Below are 18,999 nucleotides of genomic sequence, written 5' to 3' on the forward strand. Positions count from 1 at the left end.
ACACAACTCTTTTTAGTAATATGCTCTATTCTTAAACTAAAGAGTGTAATGAAAAGTTTGAGTAGAGGATATGAATATTCTACGTTTTTATAGTAATTGGCGCCGTTATCGTCGAACCGTTAATGCATTAAGTTGTCTTTCAACATATGAACTCAGCGATCTTGGAATTTGTCGAGGTGATATTGATTCGATTGCACGGCGTTATTCGCGTAAATCTTTATAAAAGTTATTTGAAGCATTTGAGAGAGTGCTTTGCTATGAAAGAACACGCATTTTGTGGTTTGTTATTATGACTTCATTTTTAGTATAATAACAAAGAGCGGAGGGGCTGTCTTTTTCGGGCGCTGCTATGTATTGTTTCTTGAATTTTCAGTGCTTCTGTGATGTATAATATTTGATTAATAATTTAGCGTTATTCATATTGAATTAGAACCCCGAATACCGAAGATTCTCCCATTCAAAATCTATGTGTGTTGAATCAACCAAAACCATTCGCTTGCACGTTACAAGCGGGGGGTCCTGTGTGGATAAAAACTATTAAGAAAATTCTAAAAATGCCTCTTATGAACCATCTCTAATGCTAAGAGCTTGTTACAAATATTGGGCACTATAAATAGTGTGATAGTGCCGAATTGCTCCTTGCGTAAAGATGAGGTGCTTCATGGATTTACCGTTATACCCATCACAGACATCGTCGCGAAATAGGCTTGGAAGTATTAAGGGATTTTTCTTTAATATAAGTCCGTGAATATGCAATAAATAGCGCTCTGTTTTTTGTGAGGAACGTAACCCTATTAATGCAACTCTCTCAGAGAGAAATATTGATCCCAACAGCACACTTAAGAACTTATCGAAGATAAGCAACAGCTTTATTTTCTCTCCGCATCTTTAAAGAATGAAGATCCTTAACCAGTACTCATCTGTCAACAATGGTCTGTTAAAAACTCTTTTTTCGGGAGCCAATCCCTCTCTCTTAGCATCACCTCATGAGATTCTATGAGCAAACCTTGCCTAAAAACATCCAACCTATACTCTAACAAAATGCTTCATGTATAAAATTTATATGATCTTCAAATTTTGAGAATATTACCACAATAAACGATGATGTTTTGCGACACGAAGATAAAACGCAATATACTATGGGTTGGAACAATGTTCTGATTTTTTATCAAACGCTTTACGGATAAAACGCCAACGAACTTTTTCCTGAAATGCAGGACGAAAATATAAAACAATCTGTTGTGTCCGTTGTGGACCTGTTAATTCTGCAAAATCAATCGAATCTTCAAGAAAAATATCTGCATCAGGCGATATAAAATACCATACTTGTTCGCTCTTCACGTTCTCGTTCTTTACGGCTAAACAGACACGTTTGCCATCATAGTTAACTTCAACTTGTGGATGAAGATGAAACCGAACAGCAACATGATTTTGTTCATTTTGCACACTCTTGTGTCTCTTTCCCCCTTTATTTGGCATAAAAAAGCGATCAAAACCTTCGATCATATCTCCATTTGTCGCCAAAATAACACCACGCTCATGAATAAGATTAAAAGGTCGCACATAACCATTATGACTCGCAATAAAACCCGTCTTCTCTGAATCCTCTATACGGCGCACTTGAACTTCCCTGGGTCCATCAAACAAAAATGGCGCGCCATTTTTCTTTTTATGATAAAAAGCACCCACTGAACAATCATTAAGCGTAGCTGTTGAATGTGCTGCAGTAACACGCCCTAAATGTCGATAATCTTCCCGACCATCAGGATTAACACCAGTATTGATAATAAAACGGTGCCCTTGTGAAGACATTTCAAAAGACAAACACCCCGAACAAGCCTGCTGTGCTACAAAGCGGGGTGGAAACTTTCCTGTATCTGCAAGCACTGTTGTTTGATTGGCTTTTAAGCGCTGAAATCCTGAATAACGGGCATAACTAAAAGGATGCCCTCCTGTTTCATCAAGCTTCAAAAGGGACGATAACCGTTCCGACACAAGGGGACCAACCCCATTAAAATGAGCCAACGTTTGATCCTCATGGATAAAGAATCGTAAAGCTGGCAACATACGCTCAACAGAATCAATCAAAATACGTGGTGCTGTTTCATTGCTACGCATAAAAAGATGCCGTAACGACAATAAATCCGATAACAAATTCAGCAAAATAACAGGACTACGAGAAATATGCCCACCATCAACTAGGATTTGACGGGAAAGCTCTTTTATAAGTGTGGTTTGTACCTTTTTTTTCACTGCCACAGAAACAGGCAAAGCAAGAGATGCGAACGTCAAAGCCGCTGCTGCTTGTAAACGTCGGTCATCATGCTCCATACTGCAAATTGTTACGCGCAAATAACGAAATTGCAAACCAAGCGCACGTAAAAAGCGTTTTTCAAACCGTTCACTTGCCCCTTCTAACAACATTTTCGAATGACAAATCCATGAAATCAAGCGCCGCGCCACAACAGGACCACTCCAAGCAAGCCCTTTTACCTTCTTTCCAGCATGGTCAAACCAATCTTCTAAAAGAGAGCGTGCATGTGCAGAAGCTAAATCACTTCCTGCTGCCTCCATATGGCGCAACCAATGAAAATCATGTAGAGCTGCTTCCCATTCTAGCGTTGGTGGAACCAATGCAAACGGCGAAACAGCACCAGAATGAACAATGTGACCAGCAAAAGCAAAACGACCATGATAAAATTCATGCGCCATCATAGGGTCTGCTACATGCAAATCCATGGGATGCGCTAAAATTTTATGAGGACGAAACCCTGAAAACCGCCAACGAAACAATGGTCCAACCCATAAACGCCGCATAATATTCTGTATCGTATCGATACAGGCTGCCACTTTTACCTGAGGAGCTTTTACCGCAACCGCCAAAATTTCATCTCCATTTATGCTGAATCAAATACAATTTCGACCATTTTTGTAAATGAAGCGTTAATTAAGCAATTTTTCGTAAGCGCGCAGCAAAAAAACCATCCATTCCTAAAAATGCGGTTTTCTCAGCATCAAAATTTTTATGACAAAAATCCGCAGGCGTTGTACGTAACATCCCCCCACAAAGCAAATGTGCCAGTGCTCCCATTTCCCCTGGATAAATAGGTTCTAAAACAATGTCATTGCGTGTCGATAAAATTTTTTCAATAAGATCTTCACCTTCTTCTCTTGCCAATGAACAATTGGAAAAAATAATCCGTCCCCCCACCTTTACCAAGGAAATTGCTGCGACAAGTAAATCATTTTGCAACGCCGCTAACTTGACGATATCATCCCTCGATTTCGTCCATAAAATATCTGGATGACGACGGATCGTTCCAGTAGAAGAACAAGGAGCATCGAGAAGAACCGCATCAAAAAGCTGTGTGGGATGGAAATTTCTCACATCACCCTGCCAAATGTGAACTGAAAAACGAAGCCGTTCCATATTTTCTTTTAAACGCTTTACGCGGTTAGCAGAAAGCTCAATTGCTGTCACCTCTGCCCCTTGTAAAGCCAATTGTGCTGTTTTTCCCCCAGGGCTTGCACAAAGGTCAGCAACTCGTTTACCCCGAAGTGTTCCTAGTAAACAAGCAGGCAACGCTGCAGCGAAATCTTGAACCCACCAAGTTCCTTCACTATAGCCTGGTAAATCAGAAACAGAACTCTCTAGACGATTTAATCGAACAGAACCATTGGGCAACACCACACCGCCAAGCCTTTTAGCCCATCCAACACTGTCAGATTTCACTGTCAAATCGAAAGGGGGTTCCACACTTTGAATTGCTATAATCTGATGCGCCTTTTCTGTTCCATAAGCTGATATTAAAAGCTGTCCAAACCACGCTGGCACACCTTCAATGGTAGGAACTTGTTGACGTAAAGGCTCTGCCTCACGTGCAACATTGCGCAAAAGAGCATTCACCACCCCTGAAAAACGGCGCATTCGAGGATCAAGTTTCGCCACACGCACAGCTAAATCAATAGCCGCATGATCGGGAATATCAAGATAAAGAATTTGTGCAACACTGATATGCAAAAGATGCTGAAGTGAAAGTGCTTGTGAAGGCAAAGGACGCGCCAAAAAGCGTGAAAGAGCCGCCATAATCTGCCCTCGATGACGCAATGAAGCTGTTAAAATAGCCCGACATAACAAACGATCTCGCTGTGAAAGCTTTAAATATTGTGGATGTCCGTGTTCATTATCCGTCAAACCAGACAGAGGCGTGTACTTATCAACTACCGCCCCCAAAAGACGCACACACACCTGTCGAACAGCTAACCCTGGAACATTTTTTTCAGACACATGCCCCGCTTTTTTGTGTTTCAAAACACCACCTTTATATCACTATTTCCTTAAAAAATCCCTCAATAACTCTATGAACGAGATCTTTTTGAATTTTCATAACGAAGCCAAGAAGGACGCTTTGTAACACGCTGAAAAGGACTGTTTTCTTGCTCACCTAATGTATGAGCCTGACCACTATGAAAATCCGCATAGCTCATCCCGCTGCTTTTTTCATGTATAGCGTCTTCTTTATTCCATCCCACACTTTTGGCAAGAGCCCCTTTCATCTCTTCTGCTTGCTGATAAAGAGCAGCAATACGATTTGCAGTTGCTGGATGTGTCGAAAAAAGACTATCCGCTCCCTCACCGCTCAAAGGATTAATAATAAACAGATGCGCGGTTGCTGGATTATGCTCTGCTTCTTCATTATATACCCCACGTCCCCCATCAGCAATCTTACGCAATGCCGAAGCCAACCATAAAGGATTACCACATATTTCAGCCCCTCTCCGATCCGCAGCATATTCCCGCGTACGGCTAATCGCCATTTGCACCAGCATCGCTGCAAAAGGTGCCACGAGCAATGCAATAAATCCTCCAATTGCCCCAGCGCCATGAGAATCTTCTGAAGAGTTCCGCGGTCCTCCCATAAAGAAAGCAAAATTACCAAGCATTGAAATTGCCCCTGCAATCGTCGCGGTTAGAGTCATTGTTAAGGTATCACGATGCTCAATGTGTGCAAGCTCATGCGCCATAACGCCGGCAATTTCCTCTGAACTCAACCGCTCTAACAACCCAGTACTTGCAGCAACAGCAGCATTTTGCGGATTACGTCCCGTCGCGAAAGCATTTGGCTGTGCATTCTCAATAACATAAACCTTTGGTTGAGGAAGAGAAGCCCTTTGTGCTAAATCGCTTACAATCTTATAATAAACTGGTGCTGAATGCTGATCAACTTCACGCGCCCCGTACATGCGTAAAACGATTTTATCCGAATTCCAATAAGAAAAAAAGTTTAAACCACTTGCCATCAAAAGAGCAATGACCATGCCACCGCCCCCTCCAACAAGATAACCAACTCCCATAAAAAGAGCAGTTAAAAAAGCCAAAAGCATGGCTGTACGCATTATATTCATTACTCAAAAAACTCCATGATAAAAGTCAATCAATATTATATGATGGTGTTTTCTTTCTGCTTCTTCAATGGAATAGGTGTAAAATGAATAAAAAAGATGAGAATACAAGCAAAAAAAACGCAAATGTCGTTAAACAGCAATCTCTTTCTCCCGCAGCACAACGCGCCCTTAAAGAAGCTGAAGAAAGGCGAAAAAGCGCAGCAAAAAAAGAACAACCTTTAGAAAACGGCGGACGCGGCGGAAAAGACCCTTCCCGCTATGGAGACTGGGAAATTAAAGGCCGCGCTATTGACTTTTAAAACCATTGATTTTTAAAAAACCAGCGCTGTTTAAACAAGCCACTTTTTAAAGAAAATCCGTTTTTGATAAACAAAAACGGATAATATTTATTTTTCTAAAGCTTTTAAAGACACGTTGATAAACAACCATGCTTCTTATGCTGAAGCAGATTCTGCTTCAGCCGCTGCCGCTGCTTCTTCTGCCGCTTGCTTTGCTGCTGCTATACGTTCTTGTGCTTTTTTACCCGGTTCACCTTTATGTGGATTATTACGAGTTGGACGCTTTTTCAAGCCAGCTGCATCTAAAAACCGTAAAACGCGATCTGTTGGTTGAGCCCCTTGCCCAAGCCAATATTGGATACGTTCTTCATTAAGTTTTACCCTCGGTCCATCTTTAGGCAACATTGGATCCCATGCACCAACACGCTCAAGAAACCGCCCATCGCGCGGACTACGAACATCTGCAACGACGATATGATAATAAGGACGTTTTTTTGAACCTCCACGGGACAAACGAATTTTCAATGCCATATTTTATCTCCTATTGTCAGCTCTGGCTTTCGTTTAAATTGACTTTTTTGTTTTTTGCTCTTCAGCAATAACTTCATGATGACTCACAACTTCTTTAATAATAAATTTTAAAAATCTTTCAGCAAAATCAGGATCAAGATCACTATCCATAGCCAATTGCCGCAAACGCTCTACCTGATATTGCTCACGCAGAGGATCTACTTTAGGCAAATCATAACGCGCTTTTAAGCGCCCAACAGCTTTCGTACAACGAAAACGCTCTGCTAAGATATGAATCAAAGTTGCATCAAAATTATCAATAGATGCTCGTAAATGTGCTAATTCTTTTAATACTGTTTCCTGCATCATATTCCTTTCCCTCTTCACATCTTATTTTTTCTTAGGATGCTGAGGAAATTTTCCCCTATCGGCAATGCCATTGGAAAGACCAGGAAATATAGGTCCACGCTTGGGAAGTCCGGGCAAGAACTTCTCTCCATTACCATTTTCAATTTGCTTTTGAAGCGTTGAGAATTGCTTTGGATCCAATCCTGACAAATCAGGCATAGCTGGAGAATCCCCCCCCAAATTTCCCATACCACCAAAACCCATTTTGGAACCAAGTCCTCCCAACATTTTTCCCATCAAACCACTTTTTCCTTTACCACCCATGGCTTTCATCATATCAGCCATTTGGCGATACATCTTTAAAAGTTTATTAATATCAGCTGCCGTTGTACCAGATCCCTTAGCAATTCTCTGTTTGCGGCTATGTTTTAAAAGCTCTGGATTCGCCCGCTCTTGCAGTGTCATAGATGAAATAATGGCCAATTGACGATCAAACAAACGATCATCAAACCCCGCAGCCGCAATCTGCTCTTTGACCTTCCCCATTCCTGGCAACATGCCCATAATACCGCCCATTCCACCCAGTTTTTTCATTTTCTGCAACTGTTCTGCAAGATCATTCAGATCAAATTTTCCGGCTTGCATTTTTTTTGCAAAAGCAGCAGCTTTCTCATGATCCATTGTTTCAGCAGCTTTTTCAACCAAAGAAACAATATCCCCCATTCCCAGAATACGATCAGCAATACGACTGGGATGAAATTCTTCTAAGGCATCTATTTTTTCACCAGTTCCAATTGCTTTAATTGGTTTACCTGTAACAGCACGCATAGAAAGAGCAGCGCCACCACGCCCATCACTATCCATCCGTGTTAAAATAATCCCTGTAATCCCTACACGCTCATCAAAAGAACGAGCAAGATGAACGGCATCTTGCCCCGTCAAACTATCAGCCACCAACATAATCTCATGAGGAAGGGCACATGCTTTAATTTCAGCCAATTCAAGCATCAAAGCTTCATCAATATGATTACGTCCTGCTGTGTCAAGAAGAAGCACGTCATAACCACCTAATTTAGCAGCCTGCACGGCACGTGATGCAATATCAACAGGCAGCTGACCCGCAATAATAGGCAAGCTTGCAAGTTTTGCCTGTTCTCCCAATTGGCGCAATTGCTCCTGTGCAGCGGGACGGCGTGTATCTAATGACGCCATGAGAACTTTTTTATTATGCTTATCAGTAAAACGTTTTGCAAGCTTTGCTGTTGTAGTTGTTTTTCCGGAACCTTGCAAACCAGTCATCATGATAACAACTGGAGCTGGTGCATTTAAATCACTCAGAACGCTTTCATTTCCAAGAATATGAACCAATTCATCATGAACAATTTTAACCACCATTTGGCCTGGTTTAATTGATTTAACGATTTCGGCCCCAACAGCTTTTTCCCGAACCCTATCGGTAAAAGAGCGTACAACATCAAGAGCAACATCAGCTTCCAATAAAGCGCGACGAATTTCACGCAGCGCCTCTACAACATCCTGATCCGATAAAGCGCCACGTCCCGTCAAATGAGACAGAATAGAACCAAGTCGCTCTTGCAAGGATTCAAACATCATTTACCTCATTGTTGCATAACAAACAAACCAAAATAACATCCGAGAACGCATCGCGCCGTCGGATGTTGACCTCTGAGATCTCTTTATACCCTTAAACTGGGGTCTCAGTCGGTGGCTCCAAGTTAATTTTGTCACTGAAAGCTTGCTCCTTCAAACAATAAAACCCCAGCTTTGTCAAGTTTTATCATAAAATGTCTTTTTATACGAAGAAATAAAAACAGCAAATACTATACTTCAAAACTTTCAACTTCAACACGCATAAAACAACCTGTTTCCTGTTCTATACTCCATAATTTTCCGCTAGAGATATCAAACCAAACCCCATGCAATGTCAAAAAACCTTGATCTTTGCGAAGCTTTATCCACGGAAACGTCTCTAAATTTCTCAACGAATGGCGAATAGAAAGCTGCTCTAATGCCGTCTGTTTTTCTGGCCACGACAGCGACTTATTATTCAAAACGATTTCTGCTGCTGGTGCTAAGAGACTTATCCATTGACCAATAAAATCATTTGATGATAAAGATTTATATGTCTCATTAAGAGCAGTACGAATGCCTCCACAATGGGCATGACCAAAAACGACAATATGTCTCACCTTAAGCAATTGCACAGCATATTCAAGAGCTGCTGATGTTGCGTGATATTGGTCATCAGGAGAAAAAGGAGGAACCACATTCGCCACGTTGCGCATGGTGAAAATTTCCCCTGGCTTAGCATCAAAAATCATTTCTGGTACTGCACGCGAATCACAACAAGCAATGACCAAAACTTCAGGTTTCTGCCCCTCAATCGCCAATTGCTGATAATCTGCTATTTTATATAAAAAATGATTGTTTATAAAGTTTTGGTAACCACTTAAAAGTCTTTCTGGTAAACGCGCCATTCTCTCTTTACTTTTGCTTCTTTTTTTACTTTCATTTTGTATATTTTAAAAAACAAACTATTAACATACAAAAATACTAAAAGTGCCCTTTCTTTGACGCAAAATATTTCTTTAGAGTACAAACTATTACTAAAAAATAGCAAAAACAAACTCATTCTTTCCAAATAAAGAGCTATTTTCTTCAAGAAGAAGGTGTTAGAGTATACAAAAATATAATGGTCTGCTTTTAAAAAGATGAAGAGAAGACCCCTAAGAGCAAAAAGGGAGAGTGAATGTGTTGCAACAAAAAAAAACAGAAACAAAAAACACCCAAGATAAAATAGAAGAAATCCTTTTTGCTCAAACAGATGAAGAAGATATTGTTTATTACGAAAATAAAGAACTTCAAAAAGCCGCAGCCATCGCAGTAAAAGCTTTTAATCTCCATCAGACGGGAAAAAATACTATCTACTTTGACCAAAATTTGACCCGTAATAACAAGCCTATAACCGCTATCACGCTTGTCAATGATAACAAACCCTTCCTTCTCGATTCTATTTTAAATGTTTTCAATCAACACAAAAACCATATCTATTTAATTGCGCACCCTATTCTTGATTGTACTTCTGGAAAACGCATCAGTCTGATGCAAATTCACATCGAGTCATTAAACAAACAGCAAATACAAAAACTTGAAAATGAACTCATCTTAGTTCTTGAACAGGTTAATGCTGCTGTACAAGACTGGAAACCTATGCTTGAAGAAGTTAAAAAGCATATTCATGCCTACCAAATAAGCCTTCCCCCGCACTACAAACAAGAAGGTGAAAAGGCTATTGAATTTCTTCACTGGCTAATGGACGATAATTTCATTTTCCTTGGTATGCGCACTTACAACTTCATCAAAGACCAAAAACCCCTAAAATCCTTTACAGCGAGTAATATTGAACTTGGTATACTCACGGATGCTTCTATTCATATTGTTGACGATGAAAGTATGAAAGAACCTCCTCAAGAAGTTTTATCCTTCATGGAAAGCGATAATCTGTTTATCGTGACAAAAGCTAACAGTCGCTCCAAAATTCACCGTTCTGTCTGGCTCGATTATATTGGTCTTAAAATATTTGATAAAGAAAAACAACTCTGTGGAGAATTACGCATTGTAGGGCTTTTTACCTCCTCAGCTTATACACGTTCTATTTTGCAAATTCCTTTCTTAAAAGAAAAAGCCCAAACTATTATTCAACGTCTTGGACACAATCACGCCGATTATTCAGGAAAAGCACTCGTCAGTGCTTTAGAAACCTATCCAAGAGATGAAATGTTTCGCTCTGATGTTGATACATTGACAGAAAACACTAAACTTATTCTACAATTAGATGAGCGCCCACGTTTACGGGTTCTTGCCCACACTGATTCTTTTGGGCGCTTTGTTTCTATCCTTGTCTACGTACCGCGTGACCAATATAGCAGCAGCCTGCGTGAAAAAGTTGGCGAACATTTTGTTGAGCTCTATAAAGGCGACTTTTTTGAATCTTATCCGCTATTTTTGGAAAGCACCCTTATACGTGTCTATTATATCATCCATCGCAAAGGAAACGAGACTGTTCCCCTTCACGAGCGCTCCACACTTGAACAACATGTACGTTCGATTGCACGAAGTTGGGAAGACAGCGTTCAAGCCATCGCTCTTACTCAGAAAACAACAGAGCAACAAACACGTCTAGCCAGCGAATTTCCCAACAGCTATCGTGATTTATTTTCAGCTGAAGACGCTATTAACGATGCAGGACATATTTTAAATCTTCATGATGAGAAGCCCCTTTTCGTGAACTTTTATCACACACAAAATAAAGAAAAACGTACTATTTCTCTTCGGCTTTTTCACCGCCATGAAGCTCTTGCCCTTTCCAAACGCGTACCACTCCTTGAAAACATGGGGTTTCGCGTTATTGCCGAACAAACCCTTGAATTACCAGATGGCTATGGGCACTCTGTGTATCTTCATGATATGCAGCTGGAAAGTACTTTCCAGCTCTATATCGATTTTGAAAAAAACGGTCAAAAACACGCCGAAACCTTTGAGGCAATTTGGGCACAAAATGCTGATAATGACGCTTTTAATGCACTCACCCAAACAGCTGAACTTGATTGGCATGAAATTGTTATTTTGCGCCATTATGGGCGCTATCTCCAGCAAGCTGGTATTCCTTATTCGCAAGATCGCGTTGCCCAAACTTTAAATGCTTATCCTGACATTACCCAAGATCTTTATGCTTTATTTCATTTAAAGTTTCACCAAAGCCATACAGAAAAAGAACGGGAAAAAAGCCAACAGGTTATTCAAAAGCGTATTGGAGAAAAATTACGGAAAGTGTCTGGTTTAGATGATGATCTCATCTTACGCCGTTATTGCAACCTTATCGATGCGAGTTTACGAACGAATGCCTTTACGCCTCTTGACGATGGAAGTCCACGGCGTATTTTAGCCACCAAATTAAATCCGCGCCAAATTGAGGATTTGCCTGAACCACGCCCTTACCGAGAAATTTTTGTTTATGGACCGGAAGTTGAAGGGGTACATTTGCGTTTTGGACCTATCGCTCGTGGTGGCATTCGTTGGTCTGACCGCGCATTAGATTATCGTACCGAAGTCCTCAGCTTAGTCAAAGCCCAACAAGTTAAAAATGCAGTTATCGTTCCTGCAGGTGCAAAAGGGGGTTTTTATCCCCATCGGCTTCCCCAAACAAATGACCGTGCTCTCATTATAGAAGCAGCACAACAAGCTTATACAGACTTTATCACAGCTTTGCTCTCAATCACAGACAATCTAATTAACGGCAAAATAAGTTCTCCCCCCAATGTCATCTGTCATGATGACCCTGACCCCTATTTTGTTGTCGCAGCAGACAAAGGAACAGCAACTTTTTCTGATACCGCCAACGCCATCAGCCAAGCAAATCACTTTTGGCTCGATGATGCTTTTGCCTCTGGAGGCTCAGCAGGTTACGACCACAAAGCCATTGGTATTACAGCCAAAGGTGCATGGGAAGCTGTCAAAAGACATTTTAGAGAAACATTTGATCAGGATATTCAAACAACGCCCTTCACCTGTGTCGGTGTTGGAGACATGTCTGGCGATGTCTTTGGTAATGGGATGCTACTTTCCAAACAAACAAAATTGATTGCCGCTTTTGATCACCGCGATATCTTTATTGATCCAGATCCAAGCATAGACGAAAGCTATGCAGAGCGTATGCGCCTTTTTAAACTTCCTCGCTCCAGCTGGCAAGATTACGATCAAAGCAAATTATCAAAGGGCGGTGGTATCTTCTCACGAAAAGAAAAAACCATTACTCTCTCACCTGAAGCAGCACAAGCCATTGGTTTCGAAAAACAAACAGGAACACCCTTTGAAATTATATCTGCTCTTCTCAAAGCCCCTGTTGATCTTTTATGGTTCGGCGGCATTGGTACTTATATCCGCGCAGCAACAGAAAATGATGCCCAAGTAGGTGATCGTGCGAATGATGCGATACGCATTACCGGAGAGCAAGTGCGTGCAAAAATTATTGGCGAAGGGGCTAATCTTGGTGTTACACAACGCGGACGGATTGAATATGTCTTAAATGGTGGTCGATGCAATACGGATGCCATTGACAATTCTGCTGGTGTGAATTGTTCTGATATTGAGGTCAATCTCAAAATTGTTCTTGCATCAGCACTACGTGCCAAAACGTTAACCCGCGAAGATCGCAATAAGCTCTTGAAAAAAATGACACCTCAAGTCGAGCAACTCGTTTTGCGCAACAATTATCTACAACCCCTTGCTCTTTCTTTGGCGGAAAATCAAAGCACTACTGATTTGCCCTATCAAATACGCTTTATGCACGATTTGGAACAAAAAAAGCTTCTAGATCGTAGAGTTGAAATACTCCCTGATGAGCAAATTTTACGACAAAGAACAACCCAAGGCAAAGGTCTTCTCCGTCCAGAACTCGCTGTTATTTTTGCATATGCTAAATTAACCTTAAAAGAAGAAATTGCTAATAACCCCATTGTTGATGATCACTATTTCAATACAACCTTGCTGAACTATTTTCCAACACAAATTCAAGAAAATTTTAAGAAGGAAGTCATTAACCATCAATTGCGTCGTAATATTATAGCAACGCTGATTGCCAACGATATTGTAAATCGTGGAGGCCCCACTTTTGTTAATAGACTACACGATGCAACAGAACAAAAAGCTGAAAATATTATTCGCGTTTTCATTGCCATTCGCGATGGTTTTGAAATTCCTCAATTGTCTGAGCAAATTGATAAGCTTGATAATAAAATACCCGGTCTTGTCCAAAACAAATTCTACGCAGCAATGACCCCAATGCTCTTTGAAACAACCAGTTGGGGTTTACACAACATAGATCTCTCACGTCCATTAGAAGAAATCGTAAAAACAATAAAGCAAGCCCGTAGCATTATTGAAAAAGAGCTTATGCATTCTCACGACAACGATATTAAGCAAAAGATTGAGGAAAAAGCATTACACTACAGCGAAGAGGGAGCACCAAAAGCATTAGCGAAGCAATTAGCTCTCTTAGAAGCTGCTTCAACAATCTGTGATATTTCTTTAATTGCAAAAAAAAGCAACAGTGATCTTATTAAAACCGCAGAGATCTATTTTTCACTTGCACAAATCATTCGTATAAACCGCATTAACGAAGCAAGTCGTATAATTCCTGTAGTAGATTATTATGATAGTATGGCTTTAAGCCAAGCCAAAGAAAATGTTTCTGAAAGCTTACGGCAAATCGTTATGAAAATCCTCAAAAATTATGGAAAGAAAAAAGATCCTTTTGACACTTGGAAAAAAACAGAAGAAAATCATATTCACAACATTACAAACCGCATTAGTGCCCTTATTGAAAATGATCTCAATATTTCTCGTTTTACTTTTGCAGCAGGATTGATTTCTCAACTTCAAAATACTGGCTTTAAAACCTAAAGCAGATACAAAACAACCCATTCAATCTCCCGTTCTATCCATACATGACTAATTAGTAAGGGAAGAACGGAAGCGCTATCCCGCATTTTGAGACAAAGCGCTTAAAATAAAAAATAAATTCAAATTTTACTGTCAAATATCCTTCAACATAAAAATATAATATATTGATTTACAATCATAGTTTTATTATTTTTATGTTGAAGGAGAAGCTGATATTCTAAGTTTTTCTTATTTCAAGTCTGTTTATATTCAATCAATTAAACGCATTGCCCCTTGCATATTGCAAATGAGAAAAGCGTATAGATAAAAAACATTAAAGAAAGAACTAAATGCCCCCTTCTAGCTTCTTACTCCATAAACGAAAAGATGGTGGTGCTTAATGGCTTTATCATTATACCATTCATAGGCAACATCGTGAAATAGAAAGCACTGAGAAATATTTTTTTAACAAATGCGTAAATATGCAATACAAATATATTCTGTTTTACGTGGAAGACATATGGCTGCATTAAAAAACATCAGAAACAAAAGGATATGCTTAATCCATTATTTAAAAGATATGACTGTAACTGCTTTTGAAATACGTGAAATCGAATAAAAAACGACAGTAAAAACGGACGTCCATTCTCCTCTTTACAACTTCATATTCTCATCCAACTAAGCTGTTTTACCTATTTCAAAGGTCACTCTAAACAGACATCTGCAATATGCTCAAAATTCCATACATAAAGAAAAAAGGTTCCTAACACGGCACCACACTACCTGTATAAAAAGGCAATTCAGCATACTTTAAAATGCCACTTTTTCCACACAAACACTGTTGCTATATGTAGTTTGACATAAGATTTTGTACTAAGTGAAAAGAGGTGGGATTAGTTAGGAGTAAGTGGTAATTTTTTATTTTTACAGCTATTTTTTTACCATTAAATACGCATTTTGTTAAAATAGATTTTGACACTCTAAAATTGCAAAAAAAGTGTAAAAATCAGAAAAAATCGAAATTTGGTGGTAAAAATGAAAAAAGGCTTGGGTACAAAACCTAAAGTGGAGCGAGACGACCAAGTTTTAAAAAACCTAATTTTACCCACCCATTATTAATGAGCAAGGGGAGAACGGGAGCGCCATCGGCATTTTTAGGCAGTGCACCCAAAATAAAAAATAACGCTTGAAGATTATTGTCCTGCGCGGGAAATAAGCGCTGCAAAGTGTTAAGAAGCTTCATGGGCTGAATATGGACAAGTTCGAATTCTGCTGTCAAATATCCTTCTTCATCAAAAGAAAAAGGTCCACTAATACGTAACCCACCACCTGTATGAAAAGTCAATTCACCTTGCTTTAAAAGCCCACTTTTTCCATACAGTCGCTGTTGCCAATTTTTCCCTTCATCTTCAGACAAAAAAGAGATGTCATTTAAAATCACTTTCAAGTTACCATCAATTTTTGGGACATCAACAAAAGAAGATGTAAAAACTAGAGAAACATCAAAACCGTCAAAAGTTATATTTCCCAACAAATCATTCTTTTCATGTTTCAGATCAAAGCGCAAAAATTCTGCCGTTATTTTTTGAGGCATATCTTTTGTCTCTAACGGCTGAGTAATCATGTCATGCGTATTTTGCAAAGATGCTTGATCTTCTACATTTTCCTGTGTCGTTTTTTTATCTGTTGTTTGTTCTCCTAATGCTTCTTGAGGCTTTTGATCTTCAAGGGAAGAGGAAAGAGGTGAAATTTCAAGCCCTTCAGCTATAAACTTCAATGTTTTACCCGTTTTCCAATAAGGTTCTGTTTCAATAACCAAATTGCGCCAACGCGATACTATGGAAGTTTGTCCGGAAAAAACAATTGATGCAGGAGAATGAACATTAAACTCGACCAAATGAGGTGCATAAATTGGTGCACCAGCTGTCAAACGCCCCGTCGATACAGAAACCCCATGTAAAGGCCAAGAAAATTGAAAATTGTCGCAAACAACACCGATACGTAAAGGATAACCATCCTTGCGCACATTCTCACATACCGCCGCCATATTATAGGAAGACGCTTTTGCAAATATATCAGAAACTTGCTCTTCTATTTTACGTGAAAAAAAAACCAGAGTGCGCTATAAATAAATATCAGAGCAAGACAAAGGAGCCCACAAATTAAATAGCTCAAAGAAAATCTCTTTTGTGATGACGGTATTTGAAAGGATTTAGACAACATTAAAACTTTCTTTATCTCTTAACTTCCTCCCCACCCTAAAAAGGACAAAGATTCTTAACCACAGTCAGTTTATAAACAATCCAACTTCTTAATCGACCGGATTTTATCTACTGATCACTTCAAGGAGTTCCTATACATCGTTCTAAAGTACAGTATCTCATAAGTCCACCCACCAAGATCTTTTTAAGAAAATCCATTACACTTTCTAACAAAAAATACCTCATGTGTAAAGTTTTACATGAGTTTTCTATCTCTGCCTTAAACGATACTGTTTTACAGCACAACAAGAACGATAATAAATAGTGTTTCTAACACTCACACAAATGCGGTCGGTACACAAAAAATCTGGTGTAATGCACCTTCAAACCATTGGCTTAAAGCTTGATCATAAATTAAACGACCTTTCAAATGTGCACAAGCAGGTTGAGCACCTTTTTCAGTCAATTTATGTGCCGAACGCACGACTAACCGTCGCATCATAGCACGTGTAAACTCAGCATGAAATTGCAAACCCCATGCATTGTTTCCATAACGAAAAGCTTGTGTAGGATATGTATGCCCTGTTGCCAAAAGCATTGCCTCTTTCGGTAAATCATAAATACCTTCATCATGAAAATGATAGACCATTTCTGGCCAATTCATCAATTCCTTCCCTTGAGGGGTTGCTTCTAGTGGATACCAGCCGACTTCAACAGTCCCATCACTTCTTGTACCAACGCGCCCCCCTAGATTTCGCGCTAACATTTGCGCTCCAAGACAAATACCCAAAAAAGGCTTATTTTCCTTTAGTGATAACGAAATCCAATCAATTTCCTCACCAATATAGGCTTCGCTGTCATTCACACTCATCGGCCCCCCTAAAATAACAACACCGGCATAATGCTCTAATGTATCAGGGAGTTTTTGTCCAAAAATAGGACGATAAATATCAAGAACAAAACCATTTTGTTGTAAAAATTTTCCTAAACGACCAGTATAGGTAGACCGCCGATGAATAACAACAGCAATCCTTGGTTTGTTATTTTTTTGTTTTTTATCAAGACATCTCTGATGTAAAAACATTTTTTAACCAATCACCTCTGCAACCAAGCAAAACTTCATTTTTAAAGCATAAGAGAATAATTTTATTGGACAAGACTAACGATATTTTTTCTTCTAGGTCAATTGTTTCTTCTGAGAAAACATTCGTATTATCACATTGGTGCAATTTAAAATAAACGAAATTTTTTCCTCGATAAAAATGTTTCTTCTTCTGTTTTCACCCCTGGATCATCAACATTTAAGTGAGTTTGACTGAACATTTTTACATCTTGTTCTTTTATATCTTGTTTCTCCACCTGCGCATTATGCAAAAGAGAATCGTCTATAGGTGTTAATTTTTCAAGCTTCTTATCTTCAACACCATCACTTTTTCCCATAACATACTCTTTGTCTTGCTTTTTCGGCACAATATTGTCCGCCTCTAATGTGAGAGAAGGCATACAGGGAGGCGCCTTCCATTCAAAACAGCCCAAACGTCCACTGATTGGAGAAACCGCTGACCAAGAAGAAAAAATGGACCCATCACACATCCATACTGGATCACGTTCAGCACGAAGTGCTAAAGAAAGCCATTGACGCACAGCACCTTGATTGTTTCCCTGTGCCTCTTCAATATCTGCCAACAATAAATAAACACTTTCCCGTGGATGATACTGTAATGCTTTTTTTGCCTGCTCTCTCGCTAATGCTGTTTCACCAGCATCTAAAGCTGCTTTAGCAATAAGGAAAGCCGATTCAAATGCATCTTTATTATAAGAAGCAAGTGTCTTAGCCCTTTTTAATCGCCCAATGGCTCCTTCTTCTCTTTCAAGATAAAGCGTCCCCAAATCAGGATGAGGATTCTTTTGCCAAGCCGCTATAATCATTTTATCCGCTTTACGCGTTTCATTTAACTTATAAAGAATATCAGCAGCAATAACTATTACTGGAACAAAATCAGGCGCCAATTTATGGGCTTTCAAAATGGCTTCACGTGCTTGTACAGGATGTGTATCAAACAAAGAAAGTGCCTGCCCACTTAATAGTAAAACCTGTATATGCTGCCGCTCTGGAGTCGCGCGAACAGAACGCGGGAGAGCTTTTTGCGTTCTCTCAAAAATAGTAAGTGCCTTATCCCATTTACCCTCAGTACTTAACCGATCAAGCACCGCCTGATGCGCCCATAAAAGTGCTGGCGATAAAGTCAGTGCCTCTTCGGCATATTGTTGCGCTGCCTCATAAGCTTTACTCTTCATCGCTTCACGAAACAAACCATAAAGTCCAACCAGTTTTGTTGGATCTTCCTTTCTCATCTCCTCATAAAGACCGATGGCCCGAACAGAGTTATTTTGTAAAGACAAGGTTTGCGCTTGTAAGAATTTTACCAATGGCTCTTGTTTTCCTGCAAGATATTTAGCAACCCGTGCTTCCATTTTTTGCGCAACCATACTATCACCAGCAAAAGTTGCAAGAATCCCCTTTGAAAGAGCTTCATAACCGCGCTTTTTATGGCGTTTATACAAATAATTGGAAAGAGTACTTGGTATAGAAAAAAAGAAAGACAATAACCACCATAAAAGCACCAGCGTTACAAAAAACAAAATAAGCACACTTAACACTGTAAGAAATGAAGCAGAAAATCTGAAATGCAAAAATGTGAGAACAAAAATACCATTGTGATTAGCAACCCACGTGAAAGCTAAACCGAGGATACAAACAACAAAAATATAAATAAAAACACGTATCATCTTGG

At 39.5% G+C, this 18,999-nt stretch carries 12 protein-coding genes and 1 pseudogene; 3 read left to right on the forward strand and 10 right to left on the reverse strand.

The window, feature by feature from the left end; translation table 11 throughout:
• The first annotated feature begins 70 nt into the window (after positions 1-70).
• On the forward strand, positions 71-223 hold the full coding sequence (locus ACFIKJ_RS00135; protein ID WP_273787606.1) for a DUF1127 domain-containing protein: 153 nt from the start codon (positions 71-73) through the stop codon (positions 221-223).
• A gap of 914 nt (positions 224-1,137) precedes the next feature.
• Here the strand turns inward: ACFIKJ_RS00135 and ACFIKJ_RS00140 are convergent.
• The 3 genes from ACFIKJ_RS00140 to htpX form a co-directional block, all read right to left on the reverse strand.
• Entirely contained in the window at positions 1,138-2,883 is a 1,746-nt protein-coding gene (locus tag ACFIKJ_RS00140) for a heparinase II/III family protein (RefSeq protein WP_375626324.1), read from the reverse strand.
• A gap of 64 nt (positions 2,884-2,947) precedes the next feature.
• A complete protein-coding gene (locus tag ACFIKJ_RS00145; RefSeq protein WP_375670130.1) occupies positions 2,948-4,312 on the reverse strand; it encodes an RsmB/NOP family class I SAM-dependent RNA methyltransferase in 1,365 nt (454 codons plus the stop codon).
• Between the two features lie 47 nt (positions 4,313-4,359).
• Complete coding sequence (gene htpX, locus ACFIKJ_RS00150) at positions 4,360-5,406, reverse strand: zinc metalloprotease HtpX (RefSeq protein WP_375626328.1); 1,047 nt, start codon at positions 5,404-5,406, stop codon at positions 4,360-4,362.
• An 83-nt stretch (positions 5,407-5,489) separates the two neighbouring features.
• Between htpX and ACFIKJ_RS00155 the strand changes: the two genes are divergently transcribed.
• A complete protein-coding gene (locus tag ACFIKJ_RS00155) occupies positions 5,490-5,705 on the forward strand; it encodes a DUF1674 domain-containing protein (RefSeq protein ID WP_375651681.1) in 216 nt (71 codons plus the stop codon).
• 135 nt (positions 5,706-5,840) lie between these two features.
• On the opposite strand, the gene rpsP is transcribed toward ACFIKJ_RS00155, so the two are convergent.
• The 4 genes and pseudogenes from rpsP to ACFIKJ_RS00175 form a co-directional block, all read right to left on the reverse strand.
• Complete coding sequence (rpsP, locus tag ACFIKJ_RS00160; RefSeq protein ID WP_273787601.1) at positions 5,841-6,215, reverse strand: 30S ribosomal protein S16; 375 nt, start codon at positions 6,213-6,215, stop codon at positions 5,841-5,843.
• A 16-nt stretch (positions 6,216-6,231) separates the two neighbouring features.
• Positions 6,232-6,560, reverse strand: a pseudogene (locus ACFIKJ_RS00165) (chorismate mutase).
• 24 nt (positions 6,561-6,584) lie between these two features.
• On the reverse strand, positions 6,585-8,153 hold the full coding sequence (ffh, locus tag ACFIKJ_RS00170) for a signal recognition particle protein (protein WP_375626291.1): 1,569 nt from the start codon (positions 8,151-8,153) through the stop codon (positions 6,585-6,587).
• A gap of 230 nt (positions 8,154-8,383) precedes the next feature.
• Complete coding sequence (locus ACFIKJ_RS00175; RefSeq protein WP_375653489.1) at positions 8,384-9,040, reverse strand: carbonic anhydrase; 657 nt, start codon at positions 9,038-9,040, stop codon at positions 8,384-8,386.
• A 274-nt stretch (positions 9,041-9,314) separates the two neighbouring features.
• On the opposite strand from ACFIKJ_RS00175, the gene ACFIKJ_RS00180 reads away from it, so the two are divergent.
• Positions 9,315-14,024 (forward strand): NAD-glutamate dehydrogenase, encoded by a 4,710-nt coding sequence (locus tag ACFIKJ_RS00180; protein ID WP_375653486.1) that lies wholly within the window; start codon positions 9,315-9,317, stop codon positions 14,022-14,024.
• A gap of 1,039 nt (positions 14,025-15,063) precedes the next feature.
• Here the strand turns inward: ACFIKJ_RS00180 and ACFIKJ_RS00185 are convergent.
• From ACFIKJ_RS00185 to ACFIKJ_RS00195, 3 genes are all read right to left on the reverse strand, one after another.
• Positions 15,064-16,119: a DUF2125 domain-containing protein gene (locus ACFIKJ_RS00185; protein WP_375626293.1), complete on the reverse strand. Its 1,056-nt coding sequence runs from the start codon at positions 16,117-16,119 to the stop codon at positions 15,064-15,066.
• 422 nt (positions 16,120-16,541) lie between these two features.
• Entirely contained in the window at positions 16,542-17,288 is a 747-nt protein-coding gene (locus ACFIKJ_RS00190; RefSeq protein WP_375626031.1) for a glutamine amidotransferase, read from the reverse strand.
• Positions 17,289-17,434: 146 nt separating this feature from the next.
• On the reverse strand, positions 17,435-18,994 hold the full coding sequence (locus ACFIKJ_RS00195) for a heme biosynthesis protein HemY (RefSeq protein WP_375670131.1): 1,560 nt from the start codon (positions 18,992-18,994) through the stop codon (positions 17,435-17,437).
• Positions 18,995-18,999 lie beyond the last annotated feature (5 nt).

It is taken from the genome of Bartonella sp. PS7NMGDW (genome assembly GCF_042193585.1).
GTDB classification, from domain to species: domain Bacteria; phylum Pseudomonadota; class Alphaproteobacteria; order Rhizobiales; family Rhizobiaceae; genus Bartonella; species Bartonella grahamii.